This is a genomic window from Alteromonas sp. B31-7 (assembly GCF_015767655.1).
GTDB lineage: Bacteria > Pseudomonadota > Gammaproteobacteria > Enterobacterales > Alteromonadaceae > Alteromonas > Alteromonas australica.
The window spans coordinates 1,773,902-1,795,910 of record NZ_CP065233.1; the positions used below are offsets into that span (position 1 = coordinate 1,773,902).

At 45.3% G+C, this 22,009-nt stretch carries 17 protein-coding genes and 2 pseudogenes; 3 read left to right on the forward strand and 16 right to left on the reverse strand.

Annotated features, from left to right (window positions below; all coding sequences use genetic code 11):
* Nucleotides 1-5 precede the first annotated feature (5 nt).
* Entirely contained in the window at nt 6-1,202 is a 1,197-nt protein-coding gene (locus IUA53_RS07510; protein ID WP_044057390.1) for a glycoside hydrolase family 88/105 protein, read from the reverse strand.
* A gap of 592 nt (nt 1,203-1,794) precedes the next feature.
* On the opposite strand from IUA53_RS07510, the gene IUA53_RS07515 reads away from it, so the two are divergent.
* The gene (locus IUA53_RS07515; protein ID WP_044449598.1) at nt 1,795-4,491 is read left to right on the forward strand and encodes a TonB-dependent receptor; all 2,697 of its coding nucleotides are present in this window, start codon (nt 1,795-1,797) and stop codon (nt 4,489-4,491) included.
* A gap of 80 nt (nt 4,492-4,571) precedes the next feature.
* The gene (locus tag IUA53_RS07520; protein WP_052364535.1) at nt 4,572-5,372 is read left to right on the forward strand and encodes a rhamnogalacturonan acetylesterase; all 801 of its coding nucleotides are present in this window, start codon (nt 4,572-4,574) and stop codon (nt 5,370-5,372) included.
* Nucleotides 5,373-5,404: 32 nt separating this feature from the next.
* On the opposite strand, the gene IUA53_RS07525 is transcribed toward IUA53_RS07520, so the two are convergent.
* The 10 genes from IUA53_RS07525 to kduD all read right to left on the reverse strand — a co-directional run bounded on the left by IUA53_RS07525 (nt 5,405) and on the right by kduD (nt 16,412).
* On the reverse strand, nt 5,405-6,325 hold the full coding sequence (locus IUA53_RS07525; RefSeq protein ID WP_196898976.1) for a sugar kinase: 921 nt from the start codon (nt 6,323-6,325) through the stop codon (nt 5,405-5,407).
* Nucleotides 6,326-6,378: 53 nt separating this feature from the next.
* Nucleotides 6,379-7,869, reverse strand: a complete 1,491-nt coding sequence (locus tag IUA53_RS07530; RefSeq protein WP_196898978.1) for a mannitol dehydrogenase family protein — start codon at nt 7,867-7,869, stop codon at nt 6,379-6,381.
* Between the two features lie 2 nt (nt 7,870-7,871).
* On the reverse strand, nt 7,872-9,287 hold the full coding sequence (gene uxaC / locus IUA53_RS07535) for a glucuronate isomerase (RefSeq protein WP_044057387.1): 1,416 nt from the start codon (nt 9,285-9,287) through the stop codon (nt 7,872-7,874).
* Nucleotides 9,288-9,299: 12 nt separating this feature from the next.
* Nucleotides 9,300-10,784 (reverse strand): UxaA family hydrolase, encoded by a 1,485-nt coding sequence (locus IUA53_RS07540; protein WP_044447816.1) that lies wholly within the window; start codon nt 10,782-10,784, stop codon nt 9,300-9,302.
* Between the two features lie 138 nt (nt 10,785-10,922).
* The gene (locus IUA53_RS07545; RefSeq protein ID WP_044058936.1) at nt 10,923-11,939 is read right to left on the reverse strand and encodes a LacI family DNA-binding transcriptional regulator; all 1,017 of its coding nucleotides are present in this window, start codon (nt 11,937-11,939) and stop codon (nt 10,923-10,925) included.
* Nucleotides 11,940-12,016: 77 nt separating this feature from the next.
* Nucleotides 12,017-13,312 (reverse strand): TRAP transporter large permease, encoded by a 1,296-nt coding sequence (locus IUA53_RS07550; protein WP_196898980.1) that lies wholly within the window; start codon nt 13,310-13,312, stop codon nt 12,017-12,019.
* Entirely contained in the window at nt 13,312-13,797 is a 486-nt protein-coding gene (locus tag IUA53_RS07555; protein WP_044447814.1) for a TRAP transporter small permease, read from the reverse strand. Before IUA53_RS07555 ends, IUA53_RS07550 begins: the two co-directional genes overlap by 1 nt.
* A gap of 2 nt (nt 13,798-13,799) precedes the next feature.
* Nucleotides 13,800-14,732, reverse strand: a complete 933-nt coding sequence (locus IUA53_RS07560) for a TRAP transporter substrate-binding protein (protein WP_231401317.1) — start codon at nt 14,730-14,732, stop codon at nt 13,800-13,802.
* A gap of 63 nt (nt 14,733-14,795) precedes the next feature.
* Nucleotides 14,796-15,641 (reverse strand): 5-dehydro-4-deoxy-D-glucuronate isomerase, encoded by an 846-nt coding sequence (gene kduI / locus IUA53_RS07565; RefSeq protein WP_196898982.1) that lies wholly within the window; start codon nt 15,639-15,641, stop codon nt 14,796-14,798.
* A 12-nt stretch (nt 15,642-15,653) separates the two neighbouring features.
* Nucleotides 15,654-16,412 (reverse strand): 2-dehydro-3-deoxy-D-gluconate 5-dehydrogenase KduD, encoded by a 759-nt coding sequence (gene kduD, locus IUA53_RS07570; protein WP_196898984.1) that lies wholly within the window; start codon nt 16,410-16,412, stop codon nt 15,654-15,656.
* A gap of 166 nt (nt 16,413-16,578) precedes the next feature.
* Between kduD and IUA53_RS07575 the strand changes: the two genes are divergently transcribed.
* Nucleotides 16,579-17,790 (forward strand): DUF4861 family protein, encoded by a 1,212-nt coding sequence (locus tag IUA53_RS07575; protein WP_196898986.1) that lies wholly within the window; start codon nt 16,579-16,581, stop codon nt 17,788-17,790.
* A gap of 42 nt (nt 17,791-17,832) precedes the next feature.
* Here the strand turns inward: IUA53_RS07575 and IUA53_RS07580 are convergent.
* The 5 genes and pseudogenes from IUA53_RS07580 to IUA53_RS07600 all read right to left on the reverse strand — a co-directional run bounded on the left by IUA53_RS07580 (nt 17,833) and on the right by IUA53_RS07600 (nt 21,812).
* A pseudogene (locus tag IUA53_RS07580) lies at nt 17,833-18,427 on the reverse strand (DUF1989 domain-containing protein).
* Nucleotides 18,428-18,447: 20 nt separating this feature from the next.
* Nucleotides 18,448-19,113 carry a guanitoxin biosynthesis heme-dependent pre-guanitoxin N-hydroxylase GntA gene (gntA, locus tag IUA53_RS07585; RefSeq protein ID WP_196898988.1) on the reverse strand — a complete coding sequence of 222 codons (666 nt, stop codon included), beginning with the start codon at nt 19,111-19,113 and terminating at the stop codon, nt 18,448-18,450.
* Between the two features lie 30 nt (nt 19,114-19,143).
* Entirely contained in the window at nt 19,144-20,250 is a 1,107-nt protein-coding gene (locus IUA53_RS07590; RefSeq protein ID WP_196898990.1) for a glycosyltransferase family 2 protein, read from the reverse strand.
* Nucleotides 20,251-20,458: 208 nt separating this feature from the next.
* Nucleotides 20,459-20,812, reverse strand: a complete 354-nt coding sequence (locus tag IUA53_RS07595; RefSeq protein WP_196898992.1) for a hypothetical protein — start codon at nt 20,810-20,812, stop codon at nt 20,459-20,461.
* A pseudogene (locus IUA53_RS07600) lies at nt 20,809-21,812 on the reverse strand (YHYH protein). Before IUA53_RS07600 ends, IUA53_RS07595 begins: the two are co-directional and overlap by 4 nt.
* Between the last annotated feature and the right edge of the window lie 197 nt (nt 21,813-22,009).

Sequence of the window (22,009 nt, forward strand, 5' to 3'; positions counted from 1 at the left end):
CTTTATTATTGATCTAGAAAATGTGCAGCCATGATGAAAGGGCCAACGCCTTTAGCATCATTCGGGCGAATGGGTTCACTTAAGTAGTATTCGAATGAGCCGTCTCGATACGGAGAGCCGCCTAACCCCGCCACTCTACACACATTTTCAAGGGTAATGACATTGGAATCAGGCTTCACAGAAATCATCTGATCAACTAAGCCTGAAAAGCCTTTTTGAGCATACTTTTTATACTTGGCAGGCAAAAATTTTAATTCAACGCCTTTAGCGATGGCGTAGGTGATCATAGCGGTGCCCGAAGCTTCTAGATAATTTCCGTTCAAATCCCCTTTATCTGTAACCTGATACCAGTTACCAGACACGTCTTGGTATTTTAATGCGGCGTCAATAAAAGACTGAAAACGGGCATTGAGCCACGGGGTTTTGGGATGGTCAGTAGGTACGATGGCCAATACGTCTACCAGTGCCATGGCATACCAGCCTAATGCTCGCGACCAGTGGTTGTCGGAAAGGCCAGTTTCACTATCCGCCCACTTTTGCTGTTTCGACGCATCCCAGCCGTGGCGAGGCAGCCCTGTGTCTTCATCGTATAAATTCTCTTCAATAAGCTCGAATTGCAGGAAGACGTCGTCTAATTCACTCATATCACCATATTTAACAATATATTCAGCATAAAATGGCGCGCCCATATAAAGGCCATCCAGCCACATTTGATGTGGGTATCTTTTCTTATGCCAAAAGCCACCTTGCGCTGTACGTGGGTGGGTGTCCAGTTGAGCTCTTAAGGTATCTGCGGCCTTTTTGTATTTTACGTTTCCGGTGGTTTCATAAAGGAAAAAGAGAACCCTGCCTGGATTAACCATATCAATATTGTATTTTTCTTTGACGTAGGTTTTTATGCTTCCATCTTCATTAACGAGCATATCGTAATAGCCCTCAACGTAACGCAGATAGTCGGGGTTCTTGGTTTTTTTATACACTTCGGTAATGGCGAGTAAATTAAGGCCGTGTACATAGTCCCATTGCGGTTTTTCATCCCAATCAATTTGCCAGGCTTCTGGGAAGCGTGTCATTTCTGATTCAATCATACGAATAGACCACGGCTTAGTATTGTCTAATGAGGGTAATGATTCCGCGTATCCTACTGACAACGTGAGTGACGACGCAAGAAGTGCAGCTGCACTAAGTAGATGTTTCAACATAAAGAGACCTTAATAAAATAACATTTTAAAAACACGTGGTGCTACCGGTAGCATTTTGATGACACCCCCTCTTTTTGTCAATAAATATGTTAATAAATGTTAATCAATATATTGAGTGTGTAAATATGGTATTATTTTTATCTTTATGATTATAAAAGATTTAGTCGTTATTTGTTGTTTTATGTTTGCATTTTTATATTGAGATTTTAACACGTCTATTATTGGGAAATACTAAGAAGACTAAAAAATTATTAAAAACGGGGTTGCTACCGGTGGCATAAATCATTAGGATGTAAATCAAATGTAAAGTCTTGGTTGTCATTTAGGCTTTCATTGTTGTCTGAAAAGCGATTCCAAAGGCCTATTTTCAATAGGGTTTTTTAATGGCGAGTTTGATTTAGGCAAAATAGAACTGCTTCTTAAACAATTACAAGAAAAATTAGGTTTGCGAGCAAGGTTAACTTTGTTGAGTAAAGAGAAGGTCTTAACGTTAGGACATCTAGATTCAGTCGAAAAGATGGTCACTTTACCCAACTCTGTGCCAAATGTGGGTGCCGCGCAGCCAATGACACATAAAATCGGAGAAACAACGATGATACCAAAGAAAAAGCAACTTGCTATTCTGGTTACGCTAGCAATGTCTGGCATTCAAGTTCAGGCACAAGAAGCTGAAAATGCCGCTACAGCGGCAGACGAAAAAGCGATAGAAGTGATTGAGGTTTCTGGTTTTAGAGGCTCACTAAATAAGTCGTTGCTGGAGAAGCGCACCTCGGTGAATAGTAAAGAGTCGATTGTTGCTCAAGATATAGGAAAGTTCCCAGACTTGAACATAGCCGAATCAATTCAACGGGTACCGGGTGTTGCTATTTCCCGTGAAGGCGGAGAAGGTAGGCAAATTACGCTGCGCGGTCTAAGCCCGTCGTTTACGCGAACCACGCTAAATGGCATGGAAGTGCCTGCCAGTACCGATGGTACTGATTCTGGTGGTGGTGTGAATGGTGGTCGGGGATTTGACTTCAATATCTTTGCGTCAGAATTGTTTAACCGAGTTGATATTCAAAAGTCACCCACAGCCTCAATGGAGGAGGGTGGCATAGCCGGTACAGTTGATTTATATTCTGCCAAACCTTTTGATTATGATGGCTTTAAATTCGTATCTTCCCTGCAAGGTGGGTATAACAGCATTACCGAAGAAGTGGATCCTCGTGCCGCCTTTATGGTGAGTAACAGGTTTGCCGATGACAAGATAGGTGTTTTATTCTCCGCCGCCTTTTCTGAGCGTACTGTGCGTCAGGAAGGTTACGGTACAGTGCGTTGGACCACGCCAGTTAGAGACGGTGGTGGATTGTTTGCTGATACGTCTAACACGCAGGTGACGGGCACACCAGATGTGGGGAGTTGCGAAGCTGATGGGCAGGCGGTCGATCCACTCAATTGTTTATGGTCTCCCCGATTACCTCGTCCTGATTACTTTGGGAACGATCAAGAGCGCGTAGGCTTTACCGGTTCACTTCAATGGCAGGTGAGCGATGATTTCACGCTAACGTTAGATGGTTTGCTATCCACCCTCGATAATACACGAACCATGTACAACTTCTTCCACATGTTTAGAAGTACCTTTGATGAAATAACGCCTACCGCCATTACTGTTCATCCAAATGGTAAGCAGGTGCTCGCAGGGACATATGAAGGTGTTAAATCAAGAATAGAAAGTCGACTTCAAGAATCTACCACCGACTTTTCACAGTTTGTATTATCCGGCGAATGGTTTGTTTCTGATAATTTTCGTGTGGATGTGATGGCGGGTACCGCAGAGTCGGATGCACGTTCTGAGCAGTACCGTTACAACATGACGCTACTTGAACCGACATCATTTTCATTTGATTTCAGTGACAATATTAATGCGCCCGATGTTACCTATGGTTACGAGGTTAATGATGCTAGCAACTATAACCTAAGTGATGGTCGCTTGCGTGCAACGGACGTTGTGCGTGAAAACGATACGCTCAAACTCGATACCACCTACTTAGGCGAAGATCTCACCATCAAAATGGGCTTCGCCTATAATGACCGTGTGGTGTCTTATAGCGAAGAACAAATTAACGGTTTTCCTGATCAAGATTCTGCTGTGGGCTTTGCGGAAATGATGCCAGTCGACGATTTTGGCAGTGGCTTTGATGGTGAGCTATCACCGTTCATTGTTGCAGATTTTGACGCGATTAATCGTGAATTGTTAGATGTGACCTGGACCCCTCGCTCAGCACAGAGCTGGCAAGTTGGTGAAGAAACATCGGCGTTGTATATCGAAGTAGATACCAACTATGAAATTGCCGACATGCTTTTACGTGCCAATTATGGTGTGCGTTACGTCAAAACGACCACGCAGGCTGAAGGCTTTATTCAAGGTGAAGCAGTGGCAATCGAAAACGACTACAACAACTTTTTGCCCGCCATCAATTTCGCCCTTGATGCTACGGATGATGTTGTCGTACGTTTGGGGTTAACTCAATCAATGACACGTCCGAGCTTGAATTCATTGAACCCAGGTAATCCAAGTTTTGATTATATCAATGGCTCGGTGAGTGTGGGCAATCCGTTCCTAGACCCTTTCACCTCTGATAACGTGGATATAGGGGTAGAGTGGTACTTTGATGATGAAGCCTTAATTGCTGCCACGCTATTTTATAAAGATATTGATAACTGGATAGTGAGAGCTTCGGAAGAGCGTATGGTCGACAGCGCCTATTACGACTTCATTGATAACGATGCACAGTATGATCCAGAAATAGCGTTAAACCCACGGGAAGTGGCTTATGAGCATAGTAGCCCAATTAATGCGGAAGACCGCACGATCAGTGGTTACGAATTGATTTATCAGCAGCCGTTAACCTTTTTGCCTGGATTCTTCGAAAATATGGGGATTGTATCTAACTACACCCATGTAAACGCAGACAATATCGAGGGCATGAGTGAAACCTCATATAACTTTACTGTGTATTACGAGACCGATGTGTATGGTGCTCGAGTCTCAGTGAACAAGCGGGATGACTATATTACGGACTTTACCGGTAGCAATGGTAACGTTGCTCATGGCACCACTGGTCCTACTCAGGTAGATTTTTCTTCATTCTATAACTTTAGCGATGAATTAACCCTTACCTTCGAAGTTATCAACCTCACCGATGAGTACGAGCGCCTATTTACTACTGGTGATGGCAGCTTGAATTTAATGCGTGAGTATAACCATACAGGTAGACAGTTCTTCTTAGGAGCGCGTTACAACCTTTAATTACTTTGTGTGCCGTGAAAACGGGTGTGTTTGGCCATCTTTATGATGGCCATTTTTTTATCAAAAATTGGGCTAACAAAATGAGAAATAGCAACGACCACTATCGAGTAGCAAGTAGGCGACTAGCAAGTAGGGCGTTTATCCTCTTTGCCATGCTGGCGTCGACAACCTGTATTGCAGACGGACTTCCTCCTCCAACTACCTTGCACCTTGTGGGCGATTCAACCATGTCGAATAAAGAGAACCTTAACTACCCAGAGAGAGGCTGGGGGCAGATACTGCCTGGTTTTATGCTACCTCAATTGCGAATTATGAATCATGCTGCCAATGGAAGAAGCACTAAGCGGTTTGTGGACGAAGGGCGTTGGGCATACTTGCTATCAGAGTTGTCAGCGGGGGATTATGTTTTGGTACAATTTGGTCATAACGATCAGAAAAAAGACTCTCCCTCTCGCTATGCTGATGCGGAAAATGATTATCCTGAATATTTAACGGGTTTTATCAATGATGTGACTGAGCGGGGAGCCCATATTATGATTGCAAGTAGTATTTGCCGAAGACATTTTGATAATGAAGGAAAGCTTAAGCGTACGCTAACTCGTTACGCTAGCGCCGCTGAGCAAGTTGCACGAAAACATAAGGTGACTTTTATTCCCATGAACACCTTAACCTGCGATTTTTTCGCGAGTATTGGTGATGGCGCAAGTGAAGATTACTTTATTAAGGTGCCAGCGGGTATATACGCGAAGTTTCCAAACGGTAAAGTCGATAACACACACGTTAATGTGGTGGGCGCAACAAAAGTTTCTCAACTGTTTGTTAGGGCGCTTAAAGCCCAAAATCACCCATTGGCAGATTATGTATACCGAACGTTGCTTTAGGGGGTAACAAAGTAAGATGTGTTTCACATCCCCTATAACGTGGGGATGTGGTTGTTAAAGTCGATAAGAGGAATAATGGCGCCAGGATAGGTGATGACGGTCGCTGCGACTTTTGCGCCATAGCTAGCGCTTTCTACCGGTTTTTTCCCTGATAGTCGTGCTGCAAGATAACCGCCATTAAATGCATCTCCTGCCGCGGTGGTATCTATCACCTGTTCAACTCGCTCCACGGGAACAATACGTTGTTCTTTTCCTTCCAGTATGTGTACGCCAACAGACCCATTTTTCACCACAATTTCATCGATGTTTTTATTGGCTAAATAACTAAAGATGTCGTCTGCAGTTCTGTGCCCATAAAGCATAAGGTGGTCATCAGCGCCAGGGAAGGTTAAATCAGACACCTGATAGGCGCGTTCAGTCCAGTATTGCGCATCTTCCTTTGTGTCCCAAAGGCTAGCGCGATAGTTGGGATCAAAGACAATTTTACTGCCATTTTTTGCCAGCTCATCGATTACCGCAAATAACGACTCTCGCTGAGGTACGTCTAAAATGGCGATAGAAATACCACTAAAGTAAAACCAGTCACAGTGGATGGAGGTTTTTGTTTCTTCCAACAATGTGAAGGTTTGGGTGGCTGCAGATTGTGATCGCCAATAGGCGAAATCTCTTTCGCCGTGCTCATCATTGCGAATCATGTAGAGCCCCAGATTTCGGGAAACAGAACGAAAAACATAATCGGTGTTGATTTCGTTTTCACCCATATTGAACATGAGTTCGTCACTAAGAAAATCCGCTCCAATAGCAGTGAGAAAACTGACCGAAGATGACGGTAAACATCGCTTTAAGTATACGGCTGAATTGTACGTGTCGCCCGCGTAGCTTTTTGTTAGGGTCTGCGCAGATTCAGTACGCAATTCCACCATGCATTCGCCATAAATCACTATTCTCTTCATTGTGTTAACCTACGTATAGAGGGCTGAAAAACAGGTGGCGCGTACTTCTCTCATTATTGATCTCCTGCTAATTTTGCTAGCATCTTGTCGCTGTCTAATTGGGATAATCCTTGCTCTGCACAAGCCGTTAATACTTCCACTTTGTTCAACACCGTCGATTGAAAACCTTGATGATGGACTAACTCGGCAAAAATGCGCTCTATACCTATCAATTTACTCGCAAGTAACGACACCTTGTGCTCACAGGCCTGCGCTAGTGCATTAAGCTCATCAGCGAGTGGGTCGGTAATGGGAGCATTACGCAGCGACCTCTCATTGATGAACACACACCATGCTGCTACTGCGGCACATAATAAGTCTATAGAACGATTAGCGCTTATGTTGTCCCTAATGGTATCGAGAATTCGAAATGGAATTTTTTGCGAACCATCCCAAGCAATTTGCGAAAGCATGTGTCGAATATGTTTGTTTTCATAGCGCTTGAGAATGCTGGCAGCATACTGATTTATGTCGAAGTCATCGTTCCCCTGTAACGAGGGCACAATTTCGTTGCTAAGCAATCGTGAAATTAGCTGATGTATGAAAGGGGTGCTAATCGCATCAAAAACCGTTTCTTTTTCAAATAATAACCCGACGTACGCTAGGGTGCTGTGGGTACCGTTCAGAATGCGTAATTTCGCTTTTTCAAAAAAGCTAACGTCGTGCGTAAAGGTTACGCCTACGTTTTCCCAGCAAGGTCTAGGTGAAGAAAAATGATCTTCTACTACCCATTGCGTAAATGCCTCACGCTGAATAGGCCAGTTGTCTTTTACGCCAAGTTTTTGCTCTACGTAGGAGCTGAATTCACTGTCCGTCGCCGGTGTAATGCTGTCTACCATGGTACAAGGGAAGGCGATATTCTCAGTAATCCATTGCTCTAACGCTTGACTTAAAATACCCGCGTACTCAGTCACAGCCTGACGTAGCTTTTTGCCATTATCGGAAACATTGTCACAGCTAATAACAGTGACATCGGCGTAGCCCGCTTGCATGCGTAACTTCAACGTTTGAACAATAAGGCCTATTGCGCTCACTGGTTTCTCTGGGTTTTGCAAATCCGAGATAATTTCCGGGTGCTCTGTATCTAGGTGCCCGGACGAATTTAAGCAATACCCTTTTTCGGTGACGGTGAGTGATATTATTTTGGTCGCACTATTTACCATGGCCTCGACAATACGCTCTCTGTCTCGGGAGAGTGTAGAGAGCTGGCCTATAGCACCGATGACTTGAGTTTTAGGTTCGTCGTCAACAATACTTAAGGCATACAAGTTGTCTTGGGGAGCTAACGCATCTTTCAAGGAGGCGCTGCGCATGGAGACACCGTGTATCCGCCAATCTCCACCAAAAGCCAGTGCGCGTTCAGTGTAAAATGCTTGGTGGGCACGATGAAAAGCCCCAGGACCCAAGTGAACAATGCCACAGCCAGTGGTGGTTAAATCGTAGTTGGGTACTTCAATGTCTGCTTTTAGTTCACCTTGGGTGTGGAGTGAAAGTTGTTTACTCATGATTAACCTAGCTTATACGCTTGCTTGGCAAAGTCGTACGTCAGCTTTTTCGCAATACTCGCGGCCTCTGTTTCGCTCAATCTGTGCTCAACCACTAGCTGTGCTAAGAAACGACAATCTATGCGTCTAGCCACGTCGTGCCGGGCAGGAATACTTAAAAAGGCACGGGTATCATCATTGAACCCTACTGTGTTGAAAAAGCCCGCGGTTTCTGTGGTTTGATGGCGAAAGCGCAACATACCTTCCGGGCTGTCGTGGAACCACCACGCTGGGCCTAACTTAAGGCAAGGGTAGTGGCCAGCGAGAGGTGCAAGTTCTCTTGCATAAGTGGTTTCATCCAAGGTGAATAAAATAATATTCAAATTCGCTTCGTTGCCGTATTTACTCAATAGCGGGCGTAACGCATTCACATAATCAGTTTGCGTAGGAATATCGTGGCCTTTATCCCGACCAAATTGGGAAAACAAACGCGAATTATGATTTCGAAACGAGCCTGGATGGATTTGCATGACCATCTTATCTTCAATGCTCATACCCGCAAGCTCAGTTAGCATTTGTGCTCTAAACAGCTCTTGTTCTTGCGCGTTGCTGTTACCGGTAGACACTTTCTCAAATAAAGCCTCACACTCACGTTTACTTAGGTCTGCTGTATTTGCCGTGGGGTGACCATGGTCTGTTGCTGTGGCGCCATGGCGTCTGAACACTTCTCTACGCACGCGTATGGCGTTGAGATAACCTTGCCACGTTGAAGTATCTTCGCCGGTGATCGTGCCTAGTTTGGCGATGTTATCAACAATATCTTCTCTTGATGCATCAACAACATCATCTGGGCGGAAGGTGGTAATCACCCGTTTTTCCCAACCTGTACCTTGTAACTTGGCATGGTGCGGTAAGCTGTCCAGCGCGCCTTCCGTGGTGGCGATAAGTTCTATATTGAACCTGTCCATGAGCGAGCGGGGTCTAAACGCATCACTTTGTAACTTTGCGGTAATGACATCGTAATAGTGCGTCGCATTAGCAGGGCACAGCATTTCTTCTAAGCCGAAGACATCGTGGAACACGGTATCAAGCCAAAGTCGAGACGGGGTTGCTGCGAAAAGATGATAATTATCAGCAAGCAATTGCCAAATCTTCTTAGGATCACTTTCTGTGGCTCCGCCATCCCAACGGGGCACGCCGAGCTCACTAAGTTTAATGCCCTGGCTATAGAGCATTCTAAACACATAGTGGTCAGGTGTAATAAACAGCTCTGTAGCGTTAGTAAAATGACTATTTTCAGCAAACCAGCGTGGGTCAGTATGTCCGTGAGGGCTTATAATAGGGAGATGGCGTATTTCCTGATATAAACCGCGAGCGACCTGTCTTGTTGCTTCGTCGGCAGGAAAAAGCCTATCTTCATGTAGTAGTATCGATTCCATAACTCTCTCTTTTTAGAGGGTGACGCCACGTTTCCAAATAGCAATCTCGTGGCTGCCATTTTTCTCGTTGCAGGTTTGTTGACCAGACGCTACTGCTAAACAGTGATGCAATAGCTCGGAGGCACACTTATCGATAGAAGTGCCTTCAAGAACTTTTCCGGCATTAAAATCTATCCAATGAGGCTTCTTATTTGCGATATCTGAATTGGAGGATATCTTAATTGTAGGTACAGGAAAGCCGAGGGGAGTACCGCGGCCCGTGGTGAATAAAACAATGTGGGCGCCCGATGCAGCAAGGGCAGTGGCACTAACCGCATCATTCCCAGGCGCTTGTAATAAACTCAGCCCTTTTTCTTTTCGCGGCTCACCATAATTTAATATGGACTGTATGGTTGATTGGCCGCCTTTTTGTACGGCGCCTAATGACTTTTCTTCTAGGGTAGTGAGCCCACCAGCTTTATTCCCAGGAGAGGGGTTTTCATAAATAGGCTGATTGTGAGCAATAAAATAATCTTTAAAAGCTGTGATTAAATGATTAAATTCCTGGAACACGTTTTCATTTTTAGCACGGTTCATAAGTAACTGTTCTGCACCGAACATTTCAGGTGTTTCAGTGAGAATGACCGAACCGCCTAACTGACACATTAAATCAGTCACTCGGCCTACCGTTGGGTTTGCCGTGATACCACTAAACGCGTCACTTCCACCACACTTCATTCCTAATACTAATTCGCTGGCATCTATGGGCTCTCTTTTGTCGCCCGCGATGACAGTGAGTAATTGCAGTACAGCGCTTACCCCTTCTTCTATCTCATTCTCGACTTCTTGGGCGTTATAAAACTTTACGCGATGCTCGGGCTTGTCTACCTGTGGCAACATAGACGCTAACTGGTTGTTTTCACATCCTAACCCGATGATTAAGACTGCGCCCGCATTTGGGTGAGAGGCTAACGAAGACAGGATAGTGCGGGTGTCATCTAAGTCATCACCTAGTTGCGAGCAACCGAACGGATGGGTAAAGGCCCTAAAACCGTCACATTCCCCGGTAAAGCGGCGGCTGCATTCGTCGGCAATACGTTCGGCTGCGCGGTTAACGCAACCCACAGTATTGATAATCCAGATTTCATTTCGAATGCCGACTTTTCCGTTTTCTCGGCGATAACCAAAAAACTGTTGGCGGGGAAGTTGAGGCCCTTGACTCGCAGAAACAGGGTGGTAACTGTAGGTTTCGGTACCGTTTAACTTGGTTTTCAAATTATGGCTGTGGACGTGTTCACCTTGGCGGATATTCTCTGTTGCTTCGCCTATTTCAAAGCCATACTTAATGATTACCTGCCCTTTATCGACAGACGTAAGGGCGACTTTGTGACCGGCTGGAATTGCTTCTTCTACCGTCAGGTTTTCAGTGTTTATAACGGTGCCTGGTACGAGAGGCTGAGTAGCAACAGCCACATTATCGTTCGGATGTACTTTTACCAGTTGAATTACTGCACTCATTATTTTCCCGCCAACTTGATTTCTTTTGCAGTGCTACGCGCTGCTTATGTTTACAAAATGTTTCTTTTTATATTTAATTATGCCACCGGTGGCATAATAAGGCCAAACGAAGATCTAAGCAACAATTCTGAGCTTAAATCATACTTTTTTTATTGAGTCCCTAATAATTAAATGCGGTTTTACTAGGTAGGTTTCACTTTCGCTCACTTCTTTACCCTGAATATGAGCAATGATTTTTCTGGCCGCTATGGCTGCCATATCGCCCACAGGTCGTTGGACTGTGGTGAGGGCAGGGATCACACGGGCCGCTAGTAAGTTATCGTCGAAGCCGGCTACTGAAAGGTCATCGGGGACGGCAATCCCCATTTCGTGGGCAACTTTTAAAACGCCTGCGGCCATTTCATCGTTATTCGCAAAAATAGCTTTGACGCGTGGTGACTGAATGAGCAAGTGACGAGCGCACTCAATTCCGCTTTCGAAGCTGTTTTTCCCTTCAACGATCCGCGATGGGGGCACGTCGACATTTAATGACTGTAAGGTTTCTAAAAAGCCTTCAAGGCGCTCTTTTGATGAGTAATATTGTTGCGGACCGCTAATAATACCTATGTCGGTGTGACCTAACGAAACCATATATCGTGCTAAATCACGCAGTGCGGCACGATCATCGGATACAACAATGTTCTTGTGATCGTCTAAGTCTACTGAGGCCATGCGCACATAATTAATATGCTTACTTTGTAAGGTGTCGGCCAGCAATTTAGATTCAGACACAGGCGGTAAAATGATAACGCCATCAATATTTGAACGGCGAACAAAGTGAATACAGTCTTCTATAAATCCCTCGGATTTATAGCGGCACGGATGTACCACCAGTTCGTAGCCCAGTTCTGAACAGATGCTTAACACTCCCCGTTGCACCTGGTCGATATAAAGCGCATCCGGGTTGTCGTAGATAAGCCCAATGAGATAAGAGCGACTGGTGCTTAACCCTCGCGCTTGTTTATCTGGCGCAAAGCCCGTTTCTTTAATTACGGCTTCAATCCTTTCCCTCGTAGCCTTGCCTACGTTAGATGCCCCGTTAATCACACGAGACACCGTACGTTTTGAGACACCGGCTAAATGGGCTACATCATTAATTGTGGGGCGCTTATTCATTGCAATCTGTTTTTCTGCGCTAACTTCCAATTCGTCAGATATTAACACATAAAGCCCCTTCCATTAAAAACAATCATTTAAAAGCCCAATGCTCTTGGAAGCGCTTCACTAAACCAATCAACGTAGGTGATGAGCATTAACACCACAAACATGGCCGCGTAGAGTGGGAGCAATGGTTTAATAATATTTTCTAACTTGGTTTTCGCGATGGCACAGGTAATGAATAATACAGCGCCCACGGGGGGAGAGCACAATCCAATTGATAGGTTGAGCACTAGCATGATACCAAATTGCAATTCACTCATGCCTAACTGCATGGCTACCGGTAAGAAAATTGGCGTAAAGATAAGAACGGCAGGCGTCATATCTAAAAATGCACCAACGACAATAAGCAGCAAATTAATTAGCAGTAAAATAAGTAATGGATTATCGCTAACGGTGAGTAATGCATTACTGAGTGTTTGCGGAATGTTTTCAAAAGAAAGTAGCCATGACATTGCGGTAGATGCCGCAATGAGTAGCATAACGATGGCGGTGGTTTCCGCCGCTTTCAACATGATACCGGGTAACGCGTTTAGCGCCACTTCTTTATAGAAAACCACAGCCAGTAATAGGGCATATACCACGGCAATGGCACCTGCTTCTGTGGGGGTGAAAATACCGCCAACTATGCCGCCAATAACCAAGATAATAAGAAACAGCGAAGGAATGGCTTGTAGTACTTTTTTAAATACCACGGACAAAGGCAAGCGAGGAGCCAACGGGTACCCTTTGATTTTCGCATATCCGTAACACACCATCATAAGCGCTAGCCCCACCATGATGCCTGGAATATATCCCGCCATAAAGAGTGCGGCGATAGACACACCTCCGCTGGCAATGGCATACACAATAAGAATATTGCTGGGCGGGATTAGCATGCCTGTGGTGGCAGCGGCGGCCGTAACGGCGGCGCTAAAATTTGGTTCGTAACCTGCCTTTTTCATTTCTGGTAGCATAAAGCTGCCAATGGCCGAGGTGGCGGCAACCGCAGAACCAGAAATAGCACCAAACATCATGCAAGAGACCACATTGACTAATGCCAATCCTCCAGGCAACGCGCCAATTAACGCCATGGCACATTCGATGAGGCGCTTAGCAATTCCCCCGCGCCCCATAATTAAACCTGATAATACAAAGAAGGGGATGGCCAAAAGGGCAAAACTATTTAAACCGCCCACCATACGCTGGGCAATGGTAATGGTGGCGGGGGTTACATCCATATTCATCAGCATGGCAAGTAACGTCGCTACACCAATGCTGATGGAAATAGGGACGTTTAATAGCAATAAAGCAAAAAATACGACGACTAAAATAATGCCAGTTAATTCCATTATTGCGTACTCGTTTGAGGTTGAGACCACAGGGTGGCAATGTTGACAAGGCTATAGCCAATAATCAGTAGCCCTGATAGAGGAAGGACGAGATAGATATGTCCCATTTTGACGCCTAGCGCTGCCGATATTTGGTTGAGCTCAAGGGTTAGCATGACTAATTCTGAGCCGCCATAAACCATGACAAGCACACAGAAGTAAATAACAACACACTCAACGAGGGTAAGTAGAATTCGTTTAACAGCAAAAGAACGGCGCTCTACGATGAGGTTAAACCCAAGATGAGCGCGCTGTTTATAGGCGTAAGCGGCGCCTAGAATTCCTATCCAGATGAGGAAAAATCGAGAGAGCTCTTCGGTTGCCGCTGCAGGATCTTGAAGTAGGTAGCGAGAGACAATTTGCCAAATAACCGTCAGTAAAATACAGGTCATTGCGACAACGAGTGCTGCGGCCAAGGTTTTATCGATGAATTTTATTATTGTCATTTTTACATCCCCTTAATGTCTTGGATAAGCTCACCTATTGGTGTGCCGTTAAAGCTTTCATGAAGCGGCTTTACCGCTTCTAAGAAAGGCGCTTTATCGGGGTAGATGACCGAGACGCCTTCGGCTTTCACTTTGGCAAGAGACTCGATAGTGGACGTTTTCCAAAGCTGACGCTGGTATTGCACCGAATCGGCCATGGCTTTGGTTAGCCACTCCTTTTGAGTATCAGTAAGGCGGTTCCAAACCGGCAGTGAAGCAAGCATGACGTCAGGCACACTCGTATGTTCATCGAGGCTGTAATATCGTGAAATTTCATAGTGACGAGACAGGTAATAACTTGGCGGGTTATTTTCAGCCCCGTCTACCACACCCTGCTGTAACGCAGTATATAGCTCTCCCCATGACACGGGCGTGGCTGCGCCGCCTAGTGCACGAACGCTCGCGACGGCGGTTGGACTGTTTAACACGCGAATTTTAAGGCCGCTTAGGTCACTGGGTTGGCGAATGGGCTTGTCATTGGTATAAAAACTGCGGCTGCCTGCGTCATAGTAGCCTAAGCCCTTTAAGCGATAATCTTCGATACCGGTAAGCAGTGCGCTGCCTAGATCACTATTAAGAACGCGCCAGAAATGCTCGCTATCTCTAAACAAATAAGGAATGCTGAATATTTTCATTTCAGGCGCAAAGCCTTCCAAGGGACTGGCGGACACTTTCGTCATTGCTAAAGAGCCAATCTGCAATAGTTCAATCATTTCGCGCTCAGTGCCCAATTGACTATTGGGGTAAATAACCACATTCATGGTTCCGTTAGAATAATAGGCGAGCCGCTCACCTAAATACTCCATCGCCTTGTGCACTGAGTGTTGTGTATCCAAAGAATGACCAATGCGAAGGACTGTGATATCCGGGTCGACCTCCTCGCTGGAGCAACTCATAAGAGTGGCGACGGTAAAGCCGATAACCATTATCTTTGACAAAAACTGCATAGTTGACACGCCTTAACGAAGAGCCGAAGGTGGAAATTTATCCATATCGTCGTAGTCTAGGTTTTCGCCAGCCATTCCCCAGATAAAGGCGTAACTTCCTATGCCTACGCCACAGTGTATCGACCAAGGAGGTGAAATCACGGCTTGCTCATTTGCCACAAAAAGGTGGCGGGTTTCGTGGGGTTCGCCCATGAAGTGACAAACGCGATTGTCGTCGCCTAAATCAAAATAGAAGTAAACCTCGTTGCGTCTGTCGTGCTGGTGAGCAGGCATGGTATTCCATACCGACCCATTTTTCAGGCGAGTGAGCCCCATTTGGAGTTGGCAAGTATCAACCACCGAATTAATGATGAGCTGTTTAATGTCTCTTTCATTGGAGGTGCTTTGGCTGCCCAAATTCAGCACATTTGCCTCTAGCTCTCCAATTTTTTTACATGGGTAGCTGTGATGTGCAGGGGCAGAATTAAGATAATACTTTGCTGGGTTATTCGCATCTTTAGAGGAGAAAACGACGTTATCGTTGCCTTTTCCGATATAAAGCGCTTCTTCATTGCCTAAATCGTAACTGACACCCGCGACTTCAATAGTGCCTGGACCTCCGATATTAATAACACCCACCTCTCTACGCGCGGTAAAGAAGGGCATTTTTAACTGGTCTTCAATGGTCTCTAGTGTCAGCGGGGTGGTGGTTGGCACCGCACTTCCTAGCATAAAGCGCTCGTAATGAGTGTAAATCCATACCACTTTTCCCGGCGTCATTAAGCTTTCTGCCAAAAACGCCTCTCTTAGCTCATTGGTGTTGTAGGCGTTGGCCTCTTTCTTTCCAATAGCATAACGACAATCAATTTTGTTGTTCATAGTAAACGGTTCCTATCGTGCTAAAAAGCCGCCGTCGACGGCGAGGGTGTGCCCATTAACGTAATTGCTGGCTTGGCTGGCTAAAAAAACCACAGCGCCAGCGAGATCATCGGTTTGCCCCCATCGTCCAGCAGGTATTCGAGCACATATTTCGCTACTGCGTTTTTCATCATCTTGCAGTGCTTGAGTGTTGTCAGTTTTGATATAGCCTGGTGCTATGGCATTCACTTGAATATTGAATTGACCCCATTCATTCGCTAATGCTTTGGTAAGACCCGCAATGGCGTGTTTGCTTGCGGTATAGGCAGGTACAGTGATACCGCCAGAGTAACTCAGCATTGAGGCAATATTGATAATCTTCCCTTGCTGTTGCTGAATCATGTTGCGGCCTATGGCTTGGCTTAAAATAAACGCAGAATCAAGATTAACCGCAAGCACATGTTGCCACGCTGATAGCGGGAAGTCGGTGGCTGGTGCCCTATGGATAGTGCCCCCATTATTGACTAAAATATCGATATTGCCTTTTAGCCCCATCGCTTCTTCTGCCATGGCCGCAACTTGCTCTGCATTAGACAAATCTGCGCTTACCGCATTGGCAGAACCCCCCGTTGCCAGGATTTTACTTACTGTGTGGTCGCAGCCTCCGGCGCGAGAGCTTGCACAGATAACATGCGCGCCAGCCTGGGCGAGCGCAAGAGATAGGGCTTGACCAATTCCTCGACTAGCCCCTGTAACCAGCGCTCTTTTGCCTTCTAAACTGAAGTTCACCATTTGAGTAACCCTTTAAACCGACATCGATATATACAAACGACATACTAAATTGAAAAATTCCGTTAACAAAATTTAAAATAATTGCCACCGGTGGCATTTGTCAATATATTGTTTAAAATAAACTGCGTGAGTAATTACCGATAAATTCATCGTTAGGAGAGGTTTTATGAATAAAGTCATGAAGTTAGGTTTGGTTATATTGCCAATATTGACGGCGTGCGATAATGCAAAAAATATAAAAGAAAAGGGTGTGCTGGTTAATAATCCAGCAGAAGGGGGCGCGATGACACAATGGGTTTCCGTACCGGTGCCCGATGCGCAATCACAATGGCGGGTAAAGGGGGTGCCATCTGAATGGCGCAATACGCCGGAAGGCGGAAAAGCGCTTTTTGCCGCCATTAATGTGACGCCAGGCACTTCGGAGTATTATCCCCTAACCAGAATTAGCGCAGGCCAACCCGTTGAAGATTTTGCGCATGCAGAGCTTTCGATCAGAACCGGCGGCGAATGGAACGGCACGGTATATGAAGCACAAGAATTTTCCTTCGAAACGGTGGAACACTTTGTTGCACCTGAGCAGCTTACCGATCATTCTTATTATTTACGCTACGAAGGGCCAGGCTGGGAATCCGACAAAGTAGGCTATCGTCTATATTTCGATTGGCGTAATGCGATTGATGTATTTGTGAAAACAGGAAGCGACCCGGTTCTGTCAAAAGTAGGTCAGGATGGTTACGACAGTTATCATTCACTCAGTGAGTGGGGGGGAGATGCGCTTAAAGTAGGTAAATCTTTGGGTGTTGGCGCCCTTGGAAGAAAGACCGACAATGGCATATTACATTTTCAATATGTAGATAATACGTCTTATACCTTGCTTGAGAACAGTCAGACTTCAGCCTCTTTTAAAGTGAATTATGAAAACTGGGCTTTGGATGAAAACGGTTCAGCGGGGGTAGACATTCAAACGGTATACCGAATTAATGCATTTGACCCAACCACCCATATTAACGTGAAAGCATCAGAAGCCGCGTCAGGAATAGTGGCGGGGTTAGTCGCGCATGATAATACACAAGTTATTGATGTAAAAGGCGCTGAGTGGGGCGTGATTGGGACGTGGGGGCCTCAAAGTGTGCTAGGCGACCAAGATAAATTGGGCCTAGCGGTATTTTACAGGCTAGACCAAGTCGTCGGCGTAGAAAAAGGCGAATTCGATCACTTAGTGATGTTCAAGCCATTAACCGCATTCGAATACAAAATTCTGGCGGTGTGGCCTCAAAGAGACGAGGCCATTCATTCAGCCGAAGCATTCTCTACCCTGCTTGAAGACAAGTTAAACGCGTTTGAAAACCCGATAAGTGTTCAAGTCGTTGAAAAATAAGCTGGTGTAAGCCTGTTTTAAGCCGCTGCGATAGTAGCGGCTTTATACTGTCTGGGCTGGTAAAATTTCAAATTGTATAGGTTTATAGCGAAAGTTATTTGACTCGCCAGCAGAACAGGCGGTTAAGCCCACTATCATGTCCATTTTGGCTTCAAATACGGTAAAGTCACCGGCTTGGCTTTTTGGCGGCAGAACCGCAATTTTTCCGTTGTCGCTAATATCCACATTCATAAAGGTATTGAACGTTGTGCCTACATGGTGAGCAGGAATATCAAATTCCGCGAACGCGGCAACGAGATTGCCGTAGCAGCCAGGGACGGGTTCTTCGTCAGGATAAAAGTGTCTAAATGTGTCCACACTGCATGGCGTGAGCAAGAAGTCATGATCTTCCACTTTGTCTTCGATTATTTCAAACATGACTTCACTTAAGTTGGAGTAAAGCTTGCTGCCGGTTTTAAAGCGAATGCTTTCGTTGTAATCCAGGGTTCTGCCTGATGACAGAAACTCGGTTTTGTCGTGTTCGTTAAACGCATAAATATCGGCCACTTGTTCACCCTCGGGGGTCGATAACTTTTAATCTTTCCCCTTTTTTAATCGTAAATGCTGTGCCGCTTCTAGGTTGTATTGTTTGTCTCATTGTTTGACTCTTTTTATGGTTTAATTTGATGCAGCGTGGAACGGGCATTGCCAGTTTTTAGGCTGTTGCTTGCCACTGTACTGCAGGGCCTCCGAAGATTCTCCATGATTGTCGAGCAGCGTATTTTTACTGCCACAAAAAATAGCATCTTGCTCTCTGATATGATCCCGTAACGGAGTGAACTTGCCTTGTTCTTTTAACGCTTCAAATTGCGCATGAAGGTTAAAAACCAGTGCTGGCCGTGAAAAGCGCCTGCTTTTACGCGAAGCCGCAGGGTGCAGGCCAATAATGAAAAAGGCACAGCCGCCTAAACTGAAACTGAAATTAGGGTGATGTGGATCGTTGGCCACATTCTCGTCCCAGTCATTTATGCATGCGTCAATTTCATGGAGTTGTTGCAGCTTTCTCCACAACAGTTTGTCGAACACAGTTTCATTCAGTACTTCTGGGAGTTCAAAGGTAAATACCAACGACGAGTAAATGTCTTTTTCCATGTTGAATTGATGAATAAAATCGTAAATATCCGAAAGCATATCAATATTATTCATTTCACAGGATAGATCGTCGTACTGTTTTACGTGTACTTGATCTTTGGTGAGCGCGGTTTTTGCGCCTGCACATGGAAATGCAGGCTGAGCTATAAACTCACTAAGTTGCGCTGAGAGATTCGGTTTTAAAAGTGACATAACCTTTCCTCATTCATCGCAAACTCGCTATTACGCAGTGTAAACACGTGAGGCAACGATAGCGTTGTTTGCGGCTGCATCATGGGTGTCATGTTCTACACCTTTATTTAGGTTCGGTAGCTGCGTAACCTGCTTGTCTACCTGAGCTGCCATACGTGAGGGCGTGATAGATGCAGCGCTCAATTCTGGCGATGTTTGCATGGGTGTCTCTGTATCGTCTTCGTTTTTACTTGCGTTAGGCAGTTGTAAAACCTGAATGCCATTTTCAATATAGTCTTGATTGATATAGCCTGCTTCGGCGTATGCATCTAGCACGTCGGGGCGGGGGTACTTGCCCCATTTCGAATAGTAACGTTCAGCGTTCTTAACGAAATCCAGTAGGTGATTAACCGGGCATTGATAATTCGGCCGCTCAGGTAAGAAGGTGATTTGTGGTATTTCTTTAATGGCGAACCCTAAAGTTCTGCAATTGGTGAAAAAATCTTCGTCGTTTATTCCGAAGCCGCTGTAGCCTTCATCGAAACCGCCGGTTTTCTCGAAATCTGCCTTATTAATAAAAAACACTGTAGAACAAATACTATCGTGACTAAACTTTCCATGATGATCTTCCTGCTTAATTGTTATCTGGTCTCGGTGAGGGATTTCGTTGTTGTCTTCAGAGGGGCCATCTTCTGAAGGAGTATCTTTTTTAGATGTGTCGTTGGCATGACTGTCTGTTAGCGTGGTTTCAGACGACATCGACGCGCTGATTAGATTGTGGTCGAGGTGCCAGCATTCTGCGTCTATCATTTTTACCTTGGTGTGCAGAACGCTATGTTGTGACCATTCTCTAAGGCCTGCTTCAATGAAGTTTGGCGCACATATGGCATCAACGTTCATATAGACGAGGGTGTCATGTTTTGCTTCAAGCAAGCCTTTGTTTCTGGCTCTTGCGATGGGTAAATCGTCTTGGTTGACAAATTTATGCACAATATCGAATTTTTCGCTTCGTATAAGAGACAGTTCAGACGGTGAAGACATCCATACAATAACGAGTTCAGCTGGCGAGGGGTGACAATGTTCTAGTTGCTCAATCAAGTGACAGAGCTTTTCAGTACGGCTTTTTACTATGGTAACTACGCTTACTGGTAAGTGCATGACAACCTCCAATGTTTCGACAACCTGCGTGATAATTACTACTAAAGTAGCAATAGCTGTACCATTCCAGTAACTGCATGTTTTCTAATTGAAATATTTATTTTTCGGCGGGCTATACACACGTATTGTGCAAACATTTCATTGTGAGTGAAAGATATTTACACAGCAAAGTGGTTGCCGTTCCAAGGTTTGAACGGCATTGCAAAGCTTAAAAGAATGTTAGAAGCGGTTTGCTTAGCTGTGGGGGTAGGTGAGTGGCGACGGTGTGGGGACTGTTTTCGTGATGATGCTCGTGTGAATCAGGGTTTGCCTTAGCACCATCCCCTTTGATGAATTCGATAGGCTGATTTCGTACGCAGAGTTTCGTGCCATTGAAAACTTGGCATGTGCCTTTAAAGCGTTTATCGCCTCCAGACTCGTACTGACATTTGTCGCTTATGCTTAATGCTCTGCAAGCGTCAATTGCGGCATCAAAGACATGCCCATTGTGCGCATAACTTTGTGACGAAAAAACAAATGAATTGAGTAATAGCAAGCTCAATAAGGTGACTGGTTTCATCACTGCGCTACCTCGATACTTCCCTGCGCTCCACTGTAACAGCCGATAAACATATTTTCAGCCGCACTTGCAGCATGATAATGATAACCTCTCGTGTCGTCGCTATGACCTCTACATTCGTCAAGATCGTAATCTTCTTCGCCTGTTGAATTCAACATGGCATAAATGCCATACCCGTCTAACGCATAACCAATGAGGTTTGCGTGGCCGTCTACTGAGGTAATGACATCACTACAGCCTAATGCTGCATGGTAATGATAGCCTTCCACCGGGTTTATATGCCCGCCGCAATCGTCAAAAGCGGCAATGGTGTTGGCGGCGAGAATGGCGCTAACAGGCGCGGGGCCCGCGATAACAACACCGTTGAGTGCTACACCTATATCAGCACTGACTTGTTCTGGGTTGGATAACGCTACTGGAGTAACGGGGATAAGAAAAGTTTGCTGAACCCCCCCGTTGTAGTATTCGATATCGCATTGCACACAGTGATTTTGATACTCGGGATCTACATCGGGTCGCGCTGCTGCTTCACAGGCGACTTGGGTGTCTGTTACATATACCTCACCAGTGGTCTCGTCATATAGCTGCCAATCATCTCCGTAGAGCGTTTTGGTATACACAATAAACTCACCATCGAGTTGATACAGCTCGCCGCTCCGTCAAACCATACCCCCCCTTGTGTTTCGTCATCATCAATATGTGTAGGGCAAAATGGCCCTATTTCATTATTTGAAGGTACGCCATTGATGACTATTTCGTAGCATTGGGTCTCTGTGCCATCAGATAAGGTACAAGAGGTTGTGCTTATGTCTTGGGCTAAGGCGTCTGTGAGAAAGTTGTCAGGATCTAACCCTAGTTGGGTGTCTGATTGTGTATTATCCGTGTCTGATGCAGACGTAGTGTCTGTATCAACGGTACTTGAACTATCGCTACCACCGCACGCTACCAACGTAAGAATAAGTAATGCAGCACCCAGCAAATACCCAGTTTCTTTTTTATTCATATCAAGACACCCACCTTTTGTTTAATAGCCAACGCTGCATTTTTCATCTATCTGCTAACAAGACACCCATGATAAAACGCGGTTTTTTGCGCGTATAACGAGCGTTTGATTATTGGTTGATTATCAAGACACCCATAAGAAACAGAATTGTCGTGGGTGTCTTGTTAGTGATTTACCTGCACGTCATCCTATCGGCT